The following is a 20,179-nucleotide window of genomic DNA, read 5'->3' as shown; positions in this document are numbered from 1 at the left end:
AGGCGTGCCGGTGCGTGCCGGGTCAGGCGGTGAGGCGGGCCACCTCGTCGGCGCTGAGGCGGGGCGCGGCGCCGCGACGTCCGGCGACCCGGCCGCCGAGGTCGGGGTCGGCCGGGCGACGCAGGTGCCAGTCGGTGACGGCCTGGTAGGCGGCGACCACCTCGATGAGGCGGTCCTCCTCGTAGGGCGCGCCACCGAGGACCGTGCCGACGGGCAGGGTGTCGGGGCCGGCGCTGGAGGCGGCGAAGCCGATCGGGAAGCCGATCTCCGGCAGGCCCAGGATGTCGAAGGGCACGACACTGGTCTGCAGCAGCACGTCGCAGTCGGCCATGACGGTGTCGAGCACGTCGCGCAGCAGCCGGTGCTTGGCCCGCTGCCCGGTGATCCACTCGTCGCCGGAGAGGAAGAGGCCCTGCACCCACGAGGTCAGCGAGACCCCGAACCTCGTCGGATCCTGCTGCAGGACGCGCAGGAAGGGCTCGGTGCGCTCGGGCAGGCGCACCGCGTTGAAGGTGCCGGTGAGCAGGGCCCAGTCGTCGGGGTAGGTGACGTCGACCAGCGTGAGCCCCGGGATCGCGTCGAGCGCGGCCAGCGCCTCGGTCTGCAGCGCGAGGGCCTCACCGGTGAAGCTCGCGAGGTACCCCTCGGGCACGCCGATCCGGGTGGCCCGGCGCGCCACGACCCTGCCCTTGCGGTCGACCTTCGGCAGCGCGGAGGCGATGAAGTCGGGCTTGCGGGGCAGGCCCTGGGTGCGGGGGTCCTGGCTGTCGACGCCGGCGAGCACCTGGAGCATGATCGCGGCGTCGAGCACGTCGCGGGCGAGTGGCCCCACGTGGTCGCGGGTGTAGGTCAGCGGCACGACGCCGTGGAGCGAGACCCGGCCCATGGTGGGCTTGAGGCCGGTGAGGTTCTGCCGGTTGGCCGGCAGGATGATGCTGCCGCCGGTCTGGGTGCCGATGGAGGAGCAGGCCATCCGTGCCGCCACCGACGTCGCGGGACCGGTCGAGGAGCCGCCCGGGTCGACGCCCGCGTCGGCCGGGGTCCACGCGTTGACCGTGGTGACGGTGCCGTTGGGCAGGGTGGCGCGGGTCGTCGCCAGGGGACCCATCTGACCCTTGCCCACCATGACCGCTCCCCCGGCCTGCAGCCGCGACCAGGCGGTCGCGTCGTAGGTCGGCACGAAGTCCTCGAAGATGGTCGAGTTGGCCGTGGTCGCGACGCCGGCGGTGAAGAAGTTGTCCTTGATCGTGAGCGGGATCCCGGCCAGCGGTCCGCTCACCCTGCCCCGGTCGACCGCCCTCGCCCGGGCCCGGGCGGCTTCGGCCGGTCGGGCGTTGAAGGCCTGGTAGACCCCGTCGTAGGTGTCGGCCCGCTCGAGGTGGGCCGAGACCAGCTCGGTGGCGGTGACGACGTTGCGGCGCAGCAGCTGGGCCGCCTCGGCCAGCGTCGCCTCGGTGGGGTCGGCCTTGGCCGCGGCCCTCACCGCGACGTTCGGCAGCCTGACGCCGGCGATGGCCCGCGCGGTGGCGGCGCGCTCGGCGGCGCTGCCGGCGGCGGGTGCGGCGGCCGCACCCTCGGTCGTGCCCACCACGCCGAGCGCGGCGGCCGCGCCGGTGGCGGCGAGGAAGGCACGGCGGTTGACCTCGGCGACCATCAGGCGTCCACCTTCCCGGTCCACGCCTCGACGATCGAGGGGTACTCCAGCGGCGGTGCGACCTGCTGGGCGTAGAGGTCGTCGTCGGTCGGTGAGCCGCTGGCGGGTCGCCAGGTGTTGATCGCGCCGGGCGTGGAGCGCACGAAGCCCTTGAGCGAGGCGACCAGGGAGTCCTGGGTCGGCACGCCCGTGGCGGCGTCGAAGGTGGTGGGCAGGAGGGAGAGGTCGAAGCCGGCGACGAGCAGGCGGGCCTTGACGAAGGCGGTGAGCTCCTCGTCGGTGAGGCTGGCGGCGGAGACGGGCATGCAGGGCACCTTTCGGGCGGGCGTGGGGTCGAGCCCGACCGTAGGAAGGCCGATCGCGCGTGCGGTGTCGACGGTGTGACCGGCGGATTTCGTGGGACGCCGGTGTGTGTCGCCCGTGGGCCCGCACGCCACGAGCCCGCACCGGACGTGGGTCCGGGGCGGGCTCGGGCGGTGCTGGTGCCGGTGCCGGTGCCGGTGCTGGTGCCGGCCGTGGCTCAGGGCGCGACGGGCGGCTCGCCCTCCACCTCGCCGGCTCCACCGAGCAGGTCGGGGGTGGTGGTCTCCCCCGCTGCCGGCTCGGGCGCCGCCGAGGCGCGGTCGCCGAGGAGCTGCTCGAGGCGCGCGGGGCTGAGCCTGACGAACTTGCGCGGGCGCTGGCGCGTGCGGTCGAGCACGGCGACCTCGAGGTCGCGGGTGGCGATGACCCGGTCGCGCGCCACCCCCTTCTCGTCCGGGGTGTGGCCCAGGGCCGCCACCGCCAGGCGCAAGGCGTCGCCGAGCGCGGCGCCCTCGGCGTACCGCTCCTTGAGGTAGCCCGCGACGACGTCGGCCGCACCGCCCATGACGGCGTAGCCGTGCTCGTCGGCGACCTGGCCGTCGTAGGTGAGCCGGTACACCTGGTCCTCGGCGGCATCGTCGCCGATCTCGGCCACGAAGAGCTCGACCTCGTAGGGCTTCTCACCGCCGCTGGAGAAGATCGTGCCCAGGGTCTGGGCGTAGGCGTTGGCCAGGGCACGGCCCGACACGTCGCGCCGGTCGTAGGCGTAGCCGCGCATGTCGGCGAGGCGCACCCCGGCGATGCGGAGGTTCTCGAACTCGTTGTAGCGCCCCACCGCGGCGAAGGCGATGCGGTCGTAGATCTCGGAGACCTTGTGCAGCGCCTGGGAGGGGTTCTCGGAGACGAAGAGGACGCCGTCGGCGTACTGGATCACCACGACCGAGCGGCCGCGGGCGATGCCCTTGCGCGCGAAGTCGGCCCGGTCCTTCATCAGCTGCTCGGGCGAGACGTAGAACGGCGTGCTCATGCGTGTCCCCCTCCGGTCAGCGGGGCGGTGGGTCCGTCGGGGTGGGACATCCGGCCCGCGATGACACGGTCGGCGACCGCCGCGACCTCGTCGCCGGAGAGGCGTCGACCGCCCTCGGCGGTGATGACGTGGACGATGGGGAAGATGCGTCGCGCGACGTCGGGCCCGCCGGTGGCGGAGTCGTCGTCGGCGGCGTCGTAGAGCGCCTGCACGGCCAGCGTGACGACCTCGGCCTCGGTGAGGTCGGGGCGGTAGAGCTTCTTCAGCGAGCCCCGGGCGAACATCGAGCCCGAGCCGACCGCGGTGTAGCCGGTCTCCTCGTAGCGCCCGCCGGTGACGTCGTAGCTGAAGATGCGTCCGCGCGCGTCGCCGAGGTCGAAGCCCGCGAACAGCGGCACGACGGCGAGACCCTGCATGGCCATGCCGAGGTTGGAGCGGATCAGCGCCGAGAGCCGGTTGGCCTTGCCGTCGAGGGAGAGCGTCGTGCCCTCGATCTTCTCGTAGTGCTCCAGCTCGGTCTGGAAGAGCCGGATCAACTCGATGGCCAGCCCGGCGGTGCCGGCGATGCCGGCCGCGGAGTACTCGTCGGTCGCGAAGACCTTCTCGATGTCGCGCTGCGCGATGATGTTGCCCATCGTGGCGCGACGGTCACCGGCCAGCAGCACGCCGCCGGGGAAGGTCGCCCCCACGATGGTCGTGCCGTGCGGCGCGAGGTCGCCGGCCTGACCCTGCGGCAGCGTCCGGCGCCCCGGCAGCAGGTCGGGGGCCTGGTCGGCGAGGAAGTCGCTGAAGGAGGACACCCCCGGCTGGAGGTAGGACGCGGGAAGTCGTGGACCGGGGATCACTGGCCGCCCTTCTGGATGAACGACTTCACGAAGTCCTCGGCGTTGGTCTCCAGGACGTCGTCGATCTCGTCGAGGATGTCGTCGACGTCGGCGTCGATGGTGCCCTTGCGCTCGGCGACGTCGGTCTCGGGGGCCGTCTCGACGGCCTCCTCGGTCTCCGAGGACCTGCGCGGCTGCTTCTGCTCCTGTGCCATACGCCGACCCTAGCGACTCCCCGGGCGCGACGAGCCGGGACTCAGCGGGTGAGCGCGGCGAAGAGTTGCTGGGCGGTCTCGCAGCGGTCGAGGAGCTCGCCCACGTGGGCCCTCGTGCCGCGCAGCGGGTCGATGGTCGGCACCCGCTGGAGCGACTCGCGCCCCGGTAGGTCGAAGATCACCGAGTCCCACGAGGCCGCGGCGACGTGGTCGGCGTACTTCTCCAGGCAGCGGCCACGGAAGTAGGCGCGGGTGTCCTCCGGCGGGTCGTGCATGGCGTCGTCGACCCCGGGCTGGTCGAGCAGGCGCTCGATGCGCCCGGCGCCGACCAGGCGGTGGTAGAGCCCCTTCTCGGGGCGGATGTCGGAGTACTGGAGGTCGATGAGGGCCAGCTTGGCGTCGTCCCAGTCCAGGCCGTCGCGGGAGCGGTACTGCTCGAGCAGCTTGAGCTTGGCCACCCAGTCCAGCTCGCCGGCGCAGAGCATCGGGTCGCGCTCGAGCCGGTCGAGCACCGACTCCCAGCGGGCGAGCACGTCGACGGTCTGCGCGTCGGCGTCGTCGCCGAGGCGGTCCTCGACGTACTTGCGGGCCAGCTCGAGGTACTCCATCTGCAGCTGCACCGCGGTCAGCGTGCGCCCGTCGCGCAGCCGCAGCAGCTGGCGCAGCGTCGGGTCGTGGGAGACCTCGCGCAGCGCGGCGACGGGGCCCTCGACGGCCAGGTCGCGGTCGAGGAAGCGGTCCTCGATCATGGCCAGCACCAGCGAGGTCGTGCCGACCTTGAGGTAGGTCGACACCTCGGCGAGGTTGGCGTCGCCGATGATGACGTGCAGGCGGCGGTACTTCTCGGGGTCGGCGTGCGGCTCGTCGCGGGTGTTGATGATCGGGCGCTTGAGCGTGGTCTCCAGGCCCACCTCGACCTCGAAGAAGTCGGCGCGCTGGCTGACCTGGAACCCGTGCTGGCGACCGTCCTGGCCGATGCCGACCCGGCCGGCGCCACAGACGACCTGGCGGCTGACGAAGAACGGCGTGAGGTGCTTGACGATGTCGGCGAACGGGGTCGAGCGGCGCATGAGGTAGTTCTCGTGCGCGCCGTAGGAGGCGCCCTTGCCGTCGGTGTTGTTCTTGTACATCAGGATCGGCGCGCCGCCGGGCAGCTGGCCCGCCCTGACCTGGGCGTCGAGCATGACCTGCTCGCCGGCCTTGTCCCAGCGCACGATGTCGAGCGGCGTGGTGACCTCGGGCGTGGAGTACTCGGGGTGGGCGTGGTCGACGTAGAGCCGGGCACCGTTGCTGAGGATCACGTTGGCCAGGCCGAGGTCCTCGTCGGTGAGCTGCGAGACGTCGGCCACCTGGCGCGACATGTCGAAGCCGCGGGCGTCGCGCAGGGGCGACTCCTCCTCGAAGTCCCACCGGGCCCGGCGGGCGCGCACCGTGGCCGAGGCGTAGGCGTTGACGACCTGCGAGGAGGCCACCATCGGGTTGGCGTGGGGCTGTCCGGCCACGGAGATGCCGTACTCGACCTCGGTGCCCATGACCCGTCGCACGCTCATGCCGCGAGCCTACGCCGCAGGTGCCTGCGGCTCCGCGGCCACCGGGGGTCCGGTCGGCCGCGGAGCCGGCGGCGGACTACAGGTACTGGCCGGTGTTGGCGACGGTGTCGATGGAGCGCCCCGGCTCGGTGCCCTGCTTGCCGGTGATGAGCGTGCGGATGAAGACGATCCGCTCGCCCTTCTTGCCCGAGATCCGCGCCCAGTCGTCGGGGTTGGTGGTGTTGGGGAGGTCCTCGTTCTCCTTGAACTCGTCGACGCACGCCTGGAGCATGTGCGAGACCCGCAGGCCGCGCTGGTCGTGGTCGAGCAGGTCCTTGATGGCCATCTTCTTGGCACGGTCGACGATGTTCTGGATCATCGCCCCGGAGTTGAAGTCCTTGAAGTAGAGGACCTCCTTGTCGCCGTTGGCGTAGGTCACCTCGAGGAAGCGGTTCTCCTCGGTCTCGGTGTACATCCGCTCGACGGTGGCCCGGATCATGCCGGCCACGCACGCGTCGCGGTCGCCGCCGAACTCGGCGAGGTCGTCGGCGTGCAGCGGCAGCGAGGTCTTGAGGTACTTGCTGAAGATGTCGCGCGCCGACTCGGCGTCAGGGCGCTCGATCTTGATCTTCACGTCGAGCCGGCCCGGGCGCAGGATGGCCGGGTCGATCATGTCCTCGCGGTTGGAGGCGCCGATGACCAGCACGTTCTCGAGCAGCTCGACGCCGTCGATCTCGCTGAGCAGCTGCGGGACGATGGTGTTCTCGACGTCGGAGGAGACCCCGGAGCCGCGGGTGCGGAAGAGGGAGTCCATCTCGTCGAAGAACACGATCACCGGGGTGCCGGTGCTGGCCTTCTCCCGGGCGCGCTGGAAGACCAGGCGGATGTGGCGCTCGGTCTCGCCGACGTACTTGTTGAGCAGCTCGGGGCCCTTGATGTTGAGGAAGTACGACTTGCCCTCCTGCCCCGTCCTGGCCGCGACCTTCTTGGCCAGGCTGTTGGCGACGGCCTTGGCGATGAGGGTCTTGCCGCAGCCGGGCGGGCCGTAGAGCAGCACGCCCTTGGGCGGCTTGAGCTCGTGCTCCTTGAACAGCTCGGGGTGGAGGTAGGGCAGCTCGACGGCGTCCTGGATCATCTCGATCTGGCCGCCGAGGCCGCCGATCGACTCGTAGGCGATGTCGGGGACCTCCTCGAGGACCAGCTCCTCGACCTCCGACTTCGGGACCTTCTCGTAGACGTAGCCCGCCCGCGAGTCCAGCAGCAGGGAGTCGCCCGCGCGGATGGTCTCCTGGCGCAGGGGCTCGGCGAGGCGCACGACGCGCTCCTCGTCGGCGTTGGCGATGACCAGGGCCCGCTCGCCGTCGGCGAGCAGCTCCTTGAACATCACGACCTCGCCGACCTGCTCGAACTCCAGGGCGGCCACGACATTGAGGGCCTCGTTGAGCATGACCTCCTGGCCGCGGCGCAGGTCGTCGAGGTCGACGCCCGGGCTCACCGTCACCCGCAGCTTGCGCCCGCCGGTGAACACGTCGACGGAGTCGTCGTCGTTGCGCGACAGGAACGTGCCGAAGCCGGCCGGCGGCTGGGCCAGGCGGTCGACCTCCTCCTTGAGCTTGAGGATCTGGTCGCGGGCCTCCCGCAGCGTCTGCGCGAGGCGCTCGTTCTGCGAGGTCACCGCGGCCAGCGACCGCTGGGTGTCGGCGAGGCGCAGCTCGAGGCCGCGCGGGCTCCCCGGAGCCTCGGAGAGACGACGACGCAGGTCGCCCACCTCCTGCTCCAGGAAGCGGACCTGGGCCATGAGCTCCTCGGGGCTCGCGCCCCCCGTGCCGTACCGACTCGATCCTGACGGGTTCTCCGACGTCATCAGCGCACCTCCTGTGCTGGCGACACTACCCGCGCGACGACGTCAGGGAAGGGCGGATCCCACGGTGTCGGTCACGTTTTGGTCGCGCGCCCGACACCGCCGCGCCACCGGCACCGCCGTGCACCCGGGCGGGTGGCGGCGAGCGGGCCGACTCAGTCGGAGGCGGGGTCCTCGACCGGCACGTCGGGCGGGCGGGGGCCGGAGTAGTCGGGGCCGTAGGCGCCGGGCGCGGGACGACGGGTCTTGCGCGGCGGGCGCTCGCCCGGGGCCATCCGGCGCGCGGTCACCAGGAACGCGGTGTGGCCGATCATCTTGTGCCCCGGTCGCACCGCCAGCCCCTCGACGTGCCAGTCGCGCACCAGCGACTCCCACGGCTGGGGCTCGGTGAAGCCGCCGTGGGCCCGGACGGTCTCGACGAAGCGGGAGAGCTGGGTCGTCGTGGCGACGTAGGCGCAGACGATGCCGCCGGGCACGAGCGCGTCGGCGGCGGCGTCGAGGCACTCCCAGGGCGCGAGCATGTCGAGGATGATGCGGTCGCAGCGCTCCCCGGAGGCCGGCAGCGCCTCGGCCAGGTCGCCCAGGCGCAGCTGCCACGCAGGGTGGCTGCTGCCCTCGGGAGCACCGAAGAACTGGTGGACGTTGCGCTGGGCGACCTCGGCGAACTCCTCACGGCGCTCGTAGGAGGTCACCCGGCCGAAGGGGCCGACCGCGCGCAGCAGCGAGCAGGTCAGCGCGCCGGAGCCGACCCCGGCCTCGACCACGCGCGCGCCCGGGAAGATGTCGGCCAGGGCCACGATCTGGGCGGCGTCCTTGGGGTAGACGACGGCCGCGCCGCGGGGCATGGAGACGACGAACTCCGAGAGCAGCGGGCGGAAGACGAGGTACTCCCCGCCCGCCGACGAGGCGAGGGTGAAGCCCTCCTCGCGCCCGATGAGGTCGTCGTGCTCGAGGTGGCCGCGGTTGGAGAAGAAGCGCTTGCCCGGCACGAGCTCGAAGTTGTGCCGGCGGCCCTTGGTGTCGGTCAGGCGCACCCACTCCCCCGCGCGCAGCGGTCCGCGGTGCACACCCGACCACGCCTCCGGCGGTACGTCGGGATCGCGTGCCGGCTCGCCCGCGGCGTCGGGCTGCGGCTCGGCGGGCTCGGCGGCCTCGGCGGGCTCGGCGGGCTCGGCGGGCTCGGTCGGCACGGGCTGCTCAGGCTGGTCGGGCACGGCCGGAACCCTAGGCCATCGGACGCGCTCAGCCCGCAGTGGCGCGGAAGGCCGCCTCGAGGTCGGCGGAGGAGAGCACCCCGAAGACCGAGCCGTCGTCGGAGACCAGGACGTACTCGCTGGCCGGCTCGCTGCCCATCGCGCGCAGCAGCCCCTCCCCGCTCAGACCGACCGAGAGGGTCAGCCCGGGCGCCAGGGCCCGGCTGACGGTGGAGGTGGCCACCCAGGGGCGACGCTCCTCCGGCGTGGCGAGGAGGGCGGCCTCGTTGACGACGCCCACCGGGCGACCGTCGGGGGCGACGGTGACGATGCTCCCGGCCGCGGCCTCCTGGGCGCGGCGGACCGCCTCGGCGAGGGGCAGGTCGCTCGGCACCGCCAGGGTGCGCCGGGCCAGGTCGCGCGCGACGAGCGCCGGCAGGCGTCGGCGCAGCCGGGCGTGCCTCATGGCCGCGCTCGACCCGGCCCACAGGAAGGTGGCGACCACGAAGGCCAGCACGTAGTCGAGCAGGTCGGGGGCCACACCGGTGAGCGCCTGCTGCGCGGCCGGCCAGAACAGCACGGCCACCGCGGTCACCCGGCCGCCCCAGCCGGCGACGATGCTGCCGCGGTGCTGGTCGCCGGTGGCGCCCCACACGGCCGCCTTGAGCACCCGCCCCCCGTCGAGCGGGAGGCCGGGCACGAGGTTGAGCACGCCGACCAGCAGGTTGGAGGCGGCCAGGATGCCGATGCCCAGGCGCAGCAGGCCGTCGGGGGTGACCCACCACAGCCCACCCGCCACCGCGCCGACGGCCAGGGAGGTGAGCGGGCCGACGACGGCGATCCAGAACTCCTGGCGCGGGGTGCGCGACTCGGCGTCGATCGTGGTGGCGCCGCCGAGGAAGTGCAGCGTGATCGCGGTGACCCGGAAGCCGTAGCGGCGGGCGACGACGGCGTGGGAGGCCTCGTGCAGCAGCACCGAGCCGTAGAGCACCACGGCGAGGACGACGCCCACGACGTACTTCAGCGCTCCCAGCCCTCCCCGGGCCGCCTCCACCTGCGGGGCGAGGATGACCGAGATCAGCGCCGCGACCAGGAACCACGAGGAGGAGACGAGGACGTCGCTGCCGGCGATGGTGCCGACCTTGAACGTGCCCGCGGGGCGCGCGCGGCCTCGCTCGGGGGTCGGCGGGTCGCCCTGCGGGCCGGTCGGGGACACGCTGCGAGGCTATCGGACCCGCGGTGGCCCGCTCACGGGCGCGGGGACGTCGGCGGTCGGCCCTAGGCTGCCCGGCATGGCCAGTCCCACCGTCCCGACCGTCGCCGACTCCCCCGCCGAGCGGCTCTCGACACCGGTCGACGGCGTCGAGGTCGTGGGTGCCCTCTCGCCCAGCCGGGCCGGCGACTTCACCACGTGCCCCCTGCTCTACCGCTTCCGCACGATCGACCGCCTGCCCGAGCCGCCCAGCGTCGACGCCGTGCGCGGCACGCTCGTGCACAAGGTGCTGGAGGACCTCTTCGACCTGCCGGCCGCCGAGCGCACCCCCGAGCGCGCGAGCACGATGGTCGACCCGACGTGGGAGGCGCTGGTCGAGGCCGAGCCGGGCCTCGCCGAGCTCTTCGAGGACCGCGAGGGGCCGCAGGCCGCGGCCTGGCTGGCGTCGTGCCGCGTGGTGCTGGACCGGTGGTTCACCCTCGAGGACCCCACGCGGCTCGAGCCGGCGGAGCGCGAGGTCTACGTCGAGACCGTCCTGGAGTCGCGGCTGCTGCTGCGGGGCTTCGTGGACCGGCTCGACGTGGCGCCCGACGGCGCGCTGCGCGTGGTCGACTACAAGACCGGACGCTCCCCGGGCGAGGGCTTCGAGGCCCGTGCGCTCTTCCAGATGCGGTTCTACGCCCTGGTGCTGTGGCGCACGCGCGGGGTGGTGCCGAAGGTCCTGCAGCTGGTCTACCTGGGCAACGGCGAGATCGTCCGCTACGAGCCCGACGAGGCCGACCTGGTCGCCACCGAGCGCAAGGTGGAGGCCATCTGGGCCGCGATCCGCAGCGCCCGCGAGAGCGGGGAGTGGCTGCCCAGCCCCGGACGGCTGTGCTCGTGGTGCGCCCACCAGGCCCTCTGCCCGGCCTTCGGGGGCACTCCCCCGCCGCTGCCGGTCGTGGGGCCCTCCGACGCCGTGTCGGCTCAGGTGTCCGAGGACGCCCCCGGCACCTCCACGCCCTGACGCTCGGCCCACAGCGCGGCCTGCGTGCGGTCGACGACGCCGATCGCGGCGTAGACCCGCGTCAGGTGGGCCTTGACCGTGCGGTCGGTGATGCCCAGGCGGCGGGCGATCTGCTTGTTGGCCAGACCGGCGCGGACGAGTCCCAGCACCTCCAGCTCGCGGCGGGTCAGCCCCGCCGGGGTGCTCGCGCGGCCCCCGGGCGGTGGCACGCCGGGACCGCCCGTCCCGGGCAGGCGCCCCCCGGACGGCTGCCGGGAGCCGAGGAGCTGCCGCGCGGCGCGGGGGTCGAGGGGGGACTCCCCGCGGCTGACCGCGTGGACCCCGGCCACGAGCACGTCGGGGTCGGCGTCCTTGAGCAGGTAGCCGACCGCTCCCGCGTCGAGGGCCGCGACGATGCGCTCGGAGTCGGAGAACGACGTCAGCACCAGCACCTCGGCCAGCCCCTCGGCGACGACCGCGCGGGTCGCCTGCACGCCGTCGACCCCCGGCATCTGCAGGTCCATCACCACGACGTCGGGTCGCAGCCGTCGTGCGAGGTCGACGGCCTCGGCGCCGTCGGCGGCCGACCCGACCACCTCGACCCCGGCGCTGGCGGAGAGCAGCTGCGAGAGACCGTGCCGCACCACGGCGTGGTCGTCGACGAGCACGACCCGCACGACGGGCGCCGCGGGCACGGGGTCGCTCACCGCTCGACCCTCAGCAGGACGCGGGTGCCCTCGCCGGGCGCGCTGTCGACCACCAGAGAGCCGCCGGTGTCCTCGACGAGGCTCTGCAGGCCGCGCAGGCCGTAGCTGCTGCGGTCGCGGACCGCCTCGGGGTCGAACCCGACGCCGTCGTCGGCCACCTCGAGCACGAGTCCGGAGGGCGCGGCGCCGACCTCCACCGAGAGCCTCCCGGCGGCGGAGTGCCGGATGGCGTTGCGCACGGCCTCCTGCGCCACGCGCCAGACCAGCGCCACCTCCGCGTCGGGCGCGTGGGCCACGTCGTCGTGCACGGCCACGGTGGCCTCGATGCCCGCGGCCTCGGCGGGCGCCACGAGGTCGGACAGCGCGGCGGCCAGCCCGCGCGCGTGCAGGTCGGGCGGGTGGATCTCCGCCAGCAGCGAGCGCAGCGCCTTGAGGCTGTCGCGCAGGGCCACACCGGTGTCCTCCAGGAGGTCGCGGGCCCGGGTGGGTGTCGCCGGGTCGCGGCTCAGCGCCGACAGGGAGAAGGCCGTGCCGGCGAGGTCCTGCACCACGCCGTCGTGCAGATCGCGCGCGATGCGGCGGCGCTCCGCGTCGGAGGCGCTGATCGCCGAGCGCAGCAGCCGCTCCCGGTCACGGGACGCCGTGCGGAGCTGCCGGGTGAGGAGGGTCAGCAGACAGGTGACGATCACCGTGAGCAGGAGGAAGGGGCCCACGGTGATCCAGCGGTAGGCGTTGTAGATCTCCTCGCGCCGCGACTCGATGTCCTGCACGTCGTAGAAGGCCTCGACGAGCACCTGCCGTCCCTGCGGCGTCTGGCTCCCGGTGAAGACCTGGACCAGGTCGTCCGGGGAGCCGTCGGGCCCGGCGGGCACCAGGGGTGCCCGGTCCCCCGCCGGCGCCGATCCCGTGCCTCCGTCGAGCAGCGCCGCCTCCTCGGCGGCGGTGAGGGGGTACACCTGTCCGATCAGGCTGAGGTCGGGGGCGTAGACGACCGTGCCGTCGGCGGCGCGCACCGTCAGCGCCTCGATCCGCGCCGGGCTGTTGGTCACCAGCTGCCGCATCTCCCGGTCGAAGCGGTCGAGGGTGCCGGGGAGCGACTTGCTGCTGCCGGGGAACAGACGCTCCTTGAGGTAGGGCTCCACCAGGGCGGCCGTGACGAGGCGGTTGGTCGCCCGGCGCTCGGCCAACGCGCCTTCCTCGGCGGCGCGGTCCGCGAGGCGTCCCGCGACGACCGCGATGACGACCAGGAGGGCGCCGCTGACGAGGAGGAACCCGACGACGGGGTGGCGCAGCAGCCTCATGGTCCTCAGATCGTGACAGCGGGCTCGGTCAGAAGATGACCTCACCCTTGCAGATCACGCCGTTCGCCGTGTTCTCAGCCCGGAACTCGATGTCGTCGGCACCCCCGAGGTCGATCATCGACCGCGAGATGCGGAAGGACCGGTCGGCGTCCTTGGCGCGCACCTCGCCCTTGGCCGAGAAGTCGTCGTTGTGACGCATGCGCCACTCCCAGACGTCGTCGTCCTCGGAGAAGACGCTGCCGACGACGGTGAGGCGTCCGTTGCCGTCGGCGCTGACACGGAGCTTGTAGCTCGACGTGCTGTCACCGCGGCAGCCTCCCCGATCAGTCTCGCCGTCACCCGCCGCCGCACCAGGTGCGGTGGCGAGGGCCGCTGCGCCCACCATGCATAAGGACGTGACGACGAGACTGATCCGGGCCGGCACCGCTGCTCTCCTCCGCTTCCGCGGAGTCGAGTGGCGTCCCCGAGGTGAGGTAAATCTGACCGACGCGAGGGGGTCTGCGCCACTGTCCTCTGGTACTAGGACCCCGGTACGACCCGGACGGGTCGACCCGCGTGAGCGCCGGTCGGTCCCGGCGGCCTCAGCGGGCACGCCGCCCCGCCCCGGCTGCGGCGTGGGTGGCGGCGAGGTCGTCGACGCCGAGCCCGTGCAGGCTGTCGCGGAAGACCCGGCGCGGCCCGGGCGGCACCGCCACGTGGTGCGGCACCACGAGCACCGAGCACCCGGCCGCGGCGGCCGAGGCGGCGCCGGTGGCGGAGTCCTCCACGGCCAGGCAGTGCGCAGGATCGAGCCCCAGCCGCTCGGCCGCGAGCAGGTAGGGGTCGGGGTGGGGCTTGCCCCGCTCGACCTGGTCGCCGGTCACGACGACGTCGAAGCTGGCCTCCGGGAGCGCATCGACGACCGGCTCGACGAAGCGGGTCCACGACATCGTCACCAGCGCCGTCGGGAGCCCCGCCGCGCGGGTCGCGGAGAGGAGCTCGCGGGCGCCCGGCCGCCACGGCACGTCGACGCGCACCTGCTCGACGACACCGTCGAGCAGGCGCTCGACGATGGCGCGGGGGGTGAGGTCGAGGCCCATGCGCTCGCGGATGTAGACCGCCGAGTCGAGCAGGTCGTTGCCGACCAGCCGCATCGCGTCCTCGTGGGTCCACGTCGCACCGTGCTCGGCGGCCAGCGCGTGCTCCGTCGCGATCCAGTAGGGCTCGGTGTCGACGAGCGTGCCGTCCATGTCCCACAGGACCGCGGCGGGCAGCGCTCCGCCGGGGCTGCGTCCGGCGGAGCGCACGAGGTCGGCCTCAGTCATCGGGGTCGTAGCCCAGGCTCGGCGAGAGCCACCGCTCCGCCTCCGCGAGCGACCAGCCCTTGCGCGCGGCGTAGTCCTCGACCTGGTCGCGACCGAGGCGACCCACCACGAAGTACTGCGACTGCGGGTGGCTGAAGTACCAGCCCGACACCGACGCACCGGGCCACATGGCCATCGACTCGGTGAGGGTGATCCCGGTGGTCTTCTCGACGTCGAGGAGGTCCCACAGGGTCAGCTTCTCGGTGTGGTCGGGGCAGGCGGGGTAGCCCGGCGCGGGGCGGATGCCGGAGTACTTCTCGGCGATGAGGTCCTCGTTGCTCAGCTGCTCCTCGGGCACGTGGCCCCAGAACTCCGTGCGCACCCGCTGGTGCAGACGCTCGGCGAAGGCCTCGGCGAGGCGGTCGGCCAGCGACTCCAGCAGGATCGCGCTGTAGTCGTCGTGCTCGGCCTTGTAGGCCTCGACGCGCTCGGGCAGGCCGATCCCGGCGGTGACCGCGAAGCCGCCGACGTGGTCGGCGATGCCCGTGTCGCGCGGAGCGACGTAGTCGGCCAGCGAGCGGTGGGGCACGCCCTCGCGGTGCTCGCCCTGCTGGCGCAGGTGGTGGAGCACCGTGCGCACCTCGGTGCGCTCCTCGTCGGCCCACACGACGGTGTCGTCACCGTCGCCGTTGGCAGGCAGCAGCCCGTAGACCCCGCGGGCGGTGAGCCACTTCTCGGCCACGATGCGGTCGAGCATCTCCTGGGCGTCGTCGTAGAGCTTCCGCGCGGTCTCCCCGGAGGCGGGGTTGTTGAGGATGTCGGGGAAGCGGCCCTTCATCTCCCAGGCGTTGAAGAAGGGCTGCCAGTCGATGTACTCGCGCAGCTCGGCGATGTCGTAGTCCTCGAGCACGTGGACGCCGGGGCGGCGCGGCGCCGGGGCGTCGTAGCCGCTCCAGTCCACGGGGGTGGCGTCGGCGCGGGCCCGGTCGTAGGGCAGCAGGCGACGCTCGCTCTTGCCGGCGTGACGGGTGCGCAGGGAGTCGTAGTCGGCCTTGACGTCGGCCAGCAGAGCCTCGCGGCGCGTCTCGTGCAGCAGCGCCGCCGCGGTGGGCACCGAGCGCGAGGCGTCCTTGACCCACACGACCGGTCCGTCGTAGCGGGGGTCGACCTTGACCGCGGTGTGGGCGCGCGAGGTGGTGGCCCCGCCGATGAGCAGCGGGATGGTCAGGCCCTGGCGCTGCATCTCGGTGGCGAGGTTGACCATCTCGTCCAGCGAGGGCGTGATGAGGCCCGACAGCCCGATGATGTCGGCGCCGACCTCCTGGGCGGTGTCGAGGATCTTCTGCGCCGGCACCATGACGCCGAGGTCGATGACCTCGTAGTTGTTGCACTGCAGCACCACACCGACGATGTTCTTGCCGATGTCGTGCACGTCGCCCTTGACCGTGGCCATGACGATCGTGCCGTTGGTCTCCTTGGCGGTGGCCAGCGCCGGGTTGTCGAGCTTCTCCTGCTCGATGAACGGGATGAGGTAGGCCACGGCCTTCTTCATCACGCGCGCCGACTTCACCACCTGCGGCAGGAACATCTTGCCCGCGCCGAAGAGGTCGCCGACGACGTCCATGCCCGACATCAGCGGGCCCTCGATGACCTCGATCGGTCGACCGCCGCGCGCCGCGATCTCCCGACGCAGCTCCTCGGTGTCGGACTCCACGTGGGCGTCGAGCCCCTTGACGAGGGCGTGCGTGATGCGCTCCCCCACCGGGAGCTCGCGCCAGGCCTCGGTGACGGCCTCGACGGCCTCACCGGCGCGGTTGTGCTCCTCGGCGATCTCCAGCAGGCGCTCGGCGGCGTCGGGGCGCCGGTCGAGCACGACGTCCTCGATGCGCTCGCGCAGCTCGGGCTCGACCTCGTCGTAGACCACCAGGGCCCCGGCGTTGACGATGCCCATGTCGAGGCCGGCCTCGATGGCGTGGAAGAGGAAGACGGCGTGGATCGCCTCGCGCACCGGGTTGTTGCCGCGGAAGGAGAAGCTGACGTTGGAGATGCCGCCCGAGACCTTCGCGCCGGGGAGGTTCTGCTTGATCCAGCGGGTGGCCTCGATGAAGTCCAGCCCGTAGGACGCGTGCTCCTCGATGCCGGTGGCCACCGCGAAGACGTTGGGATCGAAGATGATGTCCTCGGGCGGGAAGTCGACCTCGTCGACCAGGATCCGGTAGGCGCGCTCGCAGATGGCCTTGCGGCGCTCCAGGTTGTCGGCCTGGCCGTCCTCGTCGAAGGCCATGACCACCGCGGCGGCGCCGTACTTGCGGCACAGGCGGGCCTGGGCGCGGAAGGCGTCCTCGCCCTCCTTCATCGAGATCGAGTTGACGATGGCCTTGCCCTGGACGTTCTTCAGGCCGGCCTCGATCACCTCGAACTTCGAGGAGTCCACCATCACCGGCACCCGGCTGATGTCGGGCTCGCTGGCGATGAGCTTGGTGAAGCGGTCCATGGCCGCGACGCCGTCGATCATGCCCTCGTCCATGTTGACGTCGATGACCTGCGCGCCGTTCTCGACCTGCTGCGCGGCCACCGACAGGGCCGCGTCGTAGTCGCCGGCCTTGATGAGGTTGCGGAAGCGGGCCGAGCCGGTGATGTTGGTGCGCTCGCCGATGTTGACGAAGAGGCTGGAGGAGTCGACCGTGAAGGGCTCGAGGCCCGAGAGGCGCAGCGCGGGGCCCACCGACGGCACCTCGCGGCGGGTGCGTCCCTCGACGGCGCCGGCGATGGCCGCGATGTGGGCCGGGGTCGTGCCGCAGCAGCCGCCGACGATGTTGACGAAGCCGGCCTCCGCGAACTCCCCCACGACCGCGGCCGTCTGCTCCGGGGTCTCGTCGTACTCGCCGAAGGCGTTGGGCAGCCCGGCGTTGGGGTAGCAGGACACGAAGGTGTCGGCGATGCGCGAGATCTCCGCGACGTAGGGGCGCATCTCGCTGGCCCCGAGGGCGCAGTTGAGGCCGACCGCGATCGGTCGGGCGTGGCGCACGGAGTCCCAGAAGGCCTCGGTGACCTGGCCCGACAGCGTGCGCCCCGAGGCGTCGGTGATCGTGCCGGAGATGATGACCGGCCAGCGGCGCCCGGTCTGCTCGAAGAGCGTCTCGAGGGCGAAGATCGCCGCCTTGGCGTTGAGGGTGTCGAAGATGGTCTCGACCATCAGCAGGTCGGCCCCGCCGTCGACGAGGCCGCGCGCGGCCTCGAGGTAGGCCTCGACGAGCTGGTCGTAGGAGACGTTGCGCGCGCCCGGGTCGTTGACGTCCGGGGAGATGGAGGCGGTGCGGGTGGTGGGACCGAGCGCACCCGCGACGTAGCGCGGCCGCTCCGGGGTGGCCACCTCGTCGGCGACGCGGCGGGCCAGCCGCGCGGCCTCCAGGTTGAGCTCGCGGGCCAGGTCGGCCATGCCGTAGTCCGAGAGCGAGACGGCGTTGGCGTTGAAGGTGTTGGTCTCGAGCAGGTCGGCGCCGGCCTCGAGGTACTCCCGGTGGATGCCCGCGATGATGTCGGGCTGGGTCAGGGTGAGCAGGTCGTTGTTGCCGACCAGGTCGCTGGGCCAGTCGGCGAAGCGCTCGCCGCGGTAGCCGGCCTCGTCGGGCCGGTCGCGCTGGATCGCGGTGCCCATCGCGCCGTCGAGCACCAGGATCCGCTCCTGCAGGGCGCGGGTGAGCGCCTCGGTGGCGTCGGGACGCCAGTCGACGGAGGTGTCCTCGGGCTCGGGCAACGCAGCTCCTCTCGGGGGGCGCCGCGCTCGACCCGGACGACGGTGGCCGGGCGTGCGCGGGCGGTCTGGCCAGCGTAGGAACAGCGTCCGAGGGCCGGACAGGATTCCCAGATCGTGACACCGGTCCGCGGACCGGACGAAATCCTCACCCGTCTCCTAGGCTGGCTCGATGATCGAGATCCAGGACGGCTCCGAGCTGGTGGACCCCATCGTCATCGCTGCCTTCGAGGGCTGGAACGACGCCGCCGACGCCGCCTCCTCGGTCGTGGACCACCTGATCCGGGTGTGGGGCGCCCGCATCGTCGGCGCGGTCGACCCCGAGGACTTCTACGACTTCCAGGTCAACCGACCGCTGGTCGGTGTCGACGAGCACGGCCACCGTCGCCTGACCTGGCCCACCACCCAGATCGCCGTGGCCTCCCCGCCCGACCTCGACCGCGACGTCATCCTCATCCGCGGCATCGAGCCCAACATGCGCTGGCGCCAGTTCTGCGCCGAGCTGCTGGCGGCCTGCGACGAGCTGGGCGGCAACCTGGTGGTGACCCTCGGCGCCCTGCTCGCCGACACCCCCCACACCCGCCCGATCCCCGTGACCGGCACCGCGACCGAGCCCGAGCTGGTCGACCGTCTCAAGCTCGAGCAGTCCACCTACGAGGGCCCCACCGGCATCGTGGGCGTCTTCCAGGACGCCTGCGTGCGGGTGGACATGCCGGCGGTCTCCTACTGGGCGGCCGTGCCCCACTACGTCGCGCAGCCGCCCTGCCCCAAGGCGACCCTGGCGCTCATCGGCCAGCTGGAGGACCTGCTCGAGGTCTCGATCCCCCTCGGCGAGCTGCCCGAGGACGCCCGCGCCTGGGAGCGCGGGGTCGACGAGCTGGCCGAGGACGACGAGGACGTCGCCGACTACGTGCGCTCCCTGGAGGAGACCCGCGACACCACCGACCTGCCCGAGGCCTCGGGCGAGGCGATCGCGCGGGAGTTCGAGCGCTACCTCAAGCGCCGCACCGACGGCGACTGACCGGCGCCGCCCGCCGGCCGGGGCCGGCTCAGAGGGCCAGGCCGAGCGCAGCGTCGAGCAGCACGTGGACGCTGCGCGCCGCGTCGGGGTCGGAGGTGTCGGCCAGGCCGTGGGTGCCGAGGGTGGCGTCGACCCACGCGTCGACGGCGGCGAGCGCCCGCGGGGCGTCGAGGTCGTCGGCCAGCGCCGCGAGCACCTCGGTGACGACCGGCTCGGCCGGTGCGCCGGCCCCGAGGGCGATCGCCTTGCGCCACTCGGCGAGGCGGTCGACGTTGTCGAAGAGCTCGGCGTCGGTCCACTCCCAGTCGCTGCGGTAGTGGTGGCGCAGCAGGGTCGCGCGGATCGCCATCGGGTCGACGTCGCTGTTGCGCAGCGCGGAGACGAACACCAGGTTGCCGCGCGACTTCGACATCTTCTCGCCGTCGTAGGCCACCATCCCGGCGTGGGAGTAGACCTGCGCGAAGGGCGTGCCCGGCTCGGCGACCTGGGCGTGACCGGCGCACATCTCGTGGTGCGGGAAGACCAGGTCGCTGCCGCCGGCCTGCACGTCGAAGGCCCCCCCGAGGTGCTCCATGGCGATCGCGGTGCACTCGACGTGCCAGCCCGGGCGGCCGGGGCCGAAGGGGCTGGGCCACGACGGCTCGCCCTCGCGCTCCCCGCGCCACACGACGCAGTCGAGGGGGTCGCGCTTGCCGGGGCGCTCGGGGTCGCCGCCGCGCTCGGGGAAGATCCGCAGCATGGCCTCGCGGTCCAGGCCCGACTCCTCGCCGAAGGCCGGGTCGGCGGTGACCGAGAAGTAGAGGTCGTCCTCGACCCGGTAGACCGCACCGGCGGCCTGGAGCCGCTCGACGAGGGCCACCACGAGGGGGATCGACTCGACGGCGCCGACGTACTCGGCCGGGGGCAGGACGCGCAGGGCGGTCATGTCCTGGCGGAAGAGCTCGGTCTCGCGCTCGGCCAGCGCGGTCCATTCGACGTGCACCTTGGTGGCGCGCTCCAGGAGCGGGTCGTCGACGTCGGTGACGTTCTGCACGTAGGTGACGTCGTGGCCGGCGCTGCGCCAGGCCCGGTTGAGCAGGTCGTAGGCGACGTAGGTGGCGGCGTGACCCATGTGCGTGGCGTCGTAGGGCGTGATGCCGCAGACGTAGAGCCGGGCCGCGCCGGTCGGCGTGGTGGTGACCAGCTCGCCGCGCGGGGTGTCGTGGAGGGCGACCGCAGGGCCCTTCACGGGGAGGGTCGGGATCTCCGGGGCAGGCCAGGCACGCATGCCGCGCACTCTAGCCAGTCGGGTCGACGGCGCTGGTGGACG

At 73.0% G+C, this 20,179-nt stretch carries 17 protein-coding genes; 2 read left to right on the top strand and 15 right to left on the bottom strand.

From position 1 onward, the window contains the following. Positions 1-22 precede the first annotated feature (22 nt). The 9 genes from ASF50_RS08540 to ASF50_RS08500 all read right to left on the bottom strand — a co-directional run bounded on the left by ASF50_RS08540 (position 23) and on the right by ASF50_RS08500 (position 9,822). The gene (locus ASF50_RS08540) at positions 23-1,678 is read right to left on the bottom strand and encodes an amidase (protein WP_200920051.1); all 1,656 of its coding nucleotides are present in this window, start codon (positions 1,676-1,678) and stop codon (positions 23-25) included. After that, positions 1,654-1,959 (bottom strand): hypothetical protein, encoded by a 306-nt coding sequence (locus ASF50_RS08535; protein WP_056904054.1) that lies wholly within the window; start codon positions 1,957-1,959, stop codon positions 1,654-1,656. Before ASF50_RS08535 ends, ASF50_RS08540 begins: the two co-directional genes overlap by 25 nt. A 215-nt stretch (positions 1,960-2,174) precedes the next feature. Continuing rightward, positions 2,175-2,984: a proteasome subunit alpha gene (gene prcA / locus ASF50_RS08530; protein ID WP_056904053.1), complete on the bottom strand. Its 810-nt coding sequence runs from the start codon at positions 2,982-2,984 to the stop codon at positions 2,175-2,177. Further along, positions 2,981-3,826 (bottom strand): proteasome subunit beta, encoded by an 846-nt coding sequence (prcB, locus tag ASF50_RS08525; RefSeq protein WP_156718217.1) that lies wholly within the window; start codon positions 3,824-3,826, stop codon positions 2,981-2,983. The genes prcA and prcB overlap by 4 nt, the downstream gene beginning before the upstream one ends. Further along, positions 3,826-4,023, bottom strand: coding sequence for a ubiquitin-like protein Pup (locus tag ASF50_RS08520; RefSeq protein ID WP_056864417.1), 198 nt, complete (start codon positions 4,021-4,023; stop codon positions 3,826-3,828). Before ASF50_RS08520 ends, prcB begins: the two co-directional genes overlap by 1 nt. Before the next feature lie 41 nt (positions 4,024-4,064). Continuing rightward, positions 4,065-5,573: a depupylase/deamidase Dop gene (dop, locus tag ASF50_RS08515; protein WP_056904051.1), complete on the bottom strand. Its 1,509-nt coding sequence runs from the start codon at positions 5,571-5,573 to the stop codon at positions 4,065-4,067. Positions 5,574-5,649: 76 nt separating this feature from the next. Then, entirely contained in the window at positions 5,650-7,416 is a 1,767-nt protein-coding gene (gene arc / locus ASF50_RS08510; RefSeq protein WP_056904050.1) for a proteasome ATPase, read from the bottom strand. A 152-nt stretch (positions 7,417-7,568) separates the two neighbouring features. Further along, a complete protein-coding gene (locus ASF50_RS08505; protein WP_056904303.1) occupies positions 7,569-8,480 on the bottom strand; it encodes a tRNA (adenine-N1)-methyltransferase in 912 nt (303 codons plus the stop codon). Positions 8,481-8,655: 175 nt separating this feature from the next. Continuing rightward, positions 8,656-9,822: a site-2 protease family protein gene (locus ASF50_RS08500; RefSeq protein WP_056904049.1), complete on the bottom strand. Its 1,167-nt coding sequence runs from the start codon at positions 9,820-9,822 to the stop codon at positions 8,656-8,658. A 76-nt stretch (positions 9,823-9,898) separates the two neighbouring features. Between ASF50_RS08500 and ASF50_RS08495 the strand changes: the two genes are divergently transcribed. Continuing rightward, on the top strand, positions 9,899-10,825 hold the full coding sequence (locus ASF50_RS08495) for a RecB family exonuclease (protein ID WP_056864413.1): 927 nt from the start codon (positions 9,899-9,901) through the stop codon (positions 10,823-10,825). Here ASF50_RS08495 and ASF50_RS08490 read toward each other — a convergent pair. From ASF50_RS08490 to metH, 5 genes are all read right to left on the bottom strand, one after another. Beyond that, entirely contained in the window at positions 10,786-11,511 is a 726-nt protein-coding gene (locus tag ASF50_RS08490; protein WP_235557593.1) for a response regulator, read from the bottom strand. The genes ASF50_RS08495 and ASF50_RS08490 overlap by 40 nt on opposite strands. Continuing rightward, complete coding sequence (locus ASF50_RS08485) at positions 11,508-12,812, bottom strand: sensor histidine kinase (RefSeq protein WP_056864412.1); 1,305 nt, start codon at positions 12,810-12,812, stop codon at positions 11,508-11,510. Before ASF50_RS08485 ends, ASF50_RS08490 begins: the two co-directional genes overlap by 4 nt. Before the next feature lie 28 nt (positions 12,813-12,840). Continuing rightward, positions 12,841-13,236 carry a hypothetical protein gene (locus ASF50_RS08480; RefSeq protein WP_156697888.1) on the bottom strand — a complete coding sequence of 132 codons (396 nt, stop codon included), beginning with the start codon at positions 13,234-13,236 and terminating at the stop codon, positions 12,841-12,843. Between the two features lie 157 nt (positions 13,237-13,393). Further along, positions 13,394-14,116 carry an HAD family hydrolase gene (locus tag ASF50_RS08475; RefSeq protein ID WP_056904048.1) on the bottom strand — a complete coding sequence of 241 codons (723 nt, stop codon included), beginning with the start codon at positions 14,114-14,116 and terminating at the stop codon, positions 13,394-13,396. After that, a complete protein-coding gene (gene metH, locus ASF50_RS08470) occupies positions 14,109-17,852 on the bottom strand; it encodes a methionine synthase (protein ID WP_056864409.1) in 3,744 nt (1,247 codons plus the stop codon). Before metH ends, ASF50_RS08475 begins: the two co-directional genes overlap by 8 nt. 169 nt (positions 17,853-18,021) lie before the next feature. Between metH and ASF50_RS08465 the strand changes: the two genes are divergently transcribed. Then, entirely contained in the window at positions 18,022-18,870 is an 849-nt protein-coding gene (locus ASF50_RS08465; protein ID WP_056864408.1) for a PAC2 family protein, read from the top strand. 28 nt (positions 18,871-18,898) lie between these two features. Here the strand turns inward: ASF50_RS08465 and mshC are convergent, their stop codons facing one another. Further along, positions 18,899-20,137, bottom strand: a complete 1,239-nt coding sequence (gene mshC, locus ASF50_RS08460; RefSeq protein WP_056864680.1) for a cysteine--1-D-myo-inosityl 2-amino-2-deoxy-alpha-D-glucopyranoside ligase — start codon at positions 20,135-20,137, stop codon at positions 18,899-18,901. Positions 20,138-20,179: the final 42 nt, after the last annotated feature.

Origin of the sequence: Nocardioides sp. Leaf307 (assembly GCF_001423135.1) — a bacterium.
GTDB lineage: Bacteria > Actinomycetota > Actinomycetes > Propionibacteriales > Nocardioidaceae > Nocardioides > Nocardioides kribbensis.
Note: the sequence above shows the minus strand (reverse complement) of the source record. Positions and strands in the feature narration are given on the sequence as shown.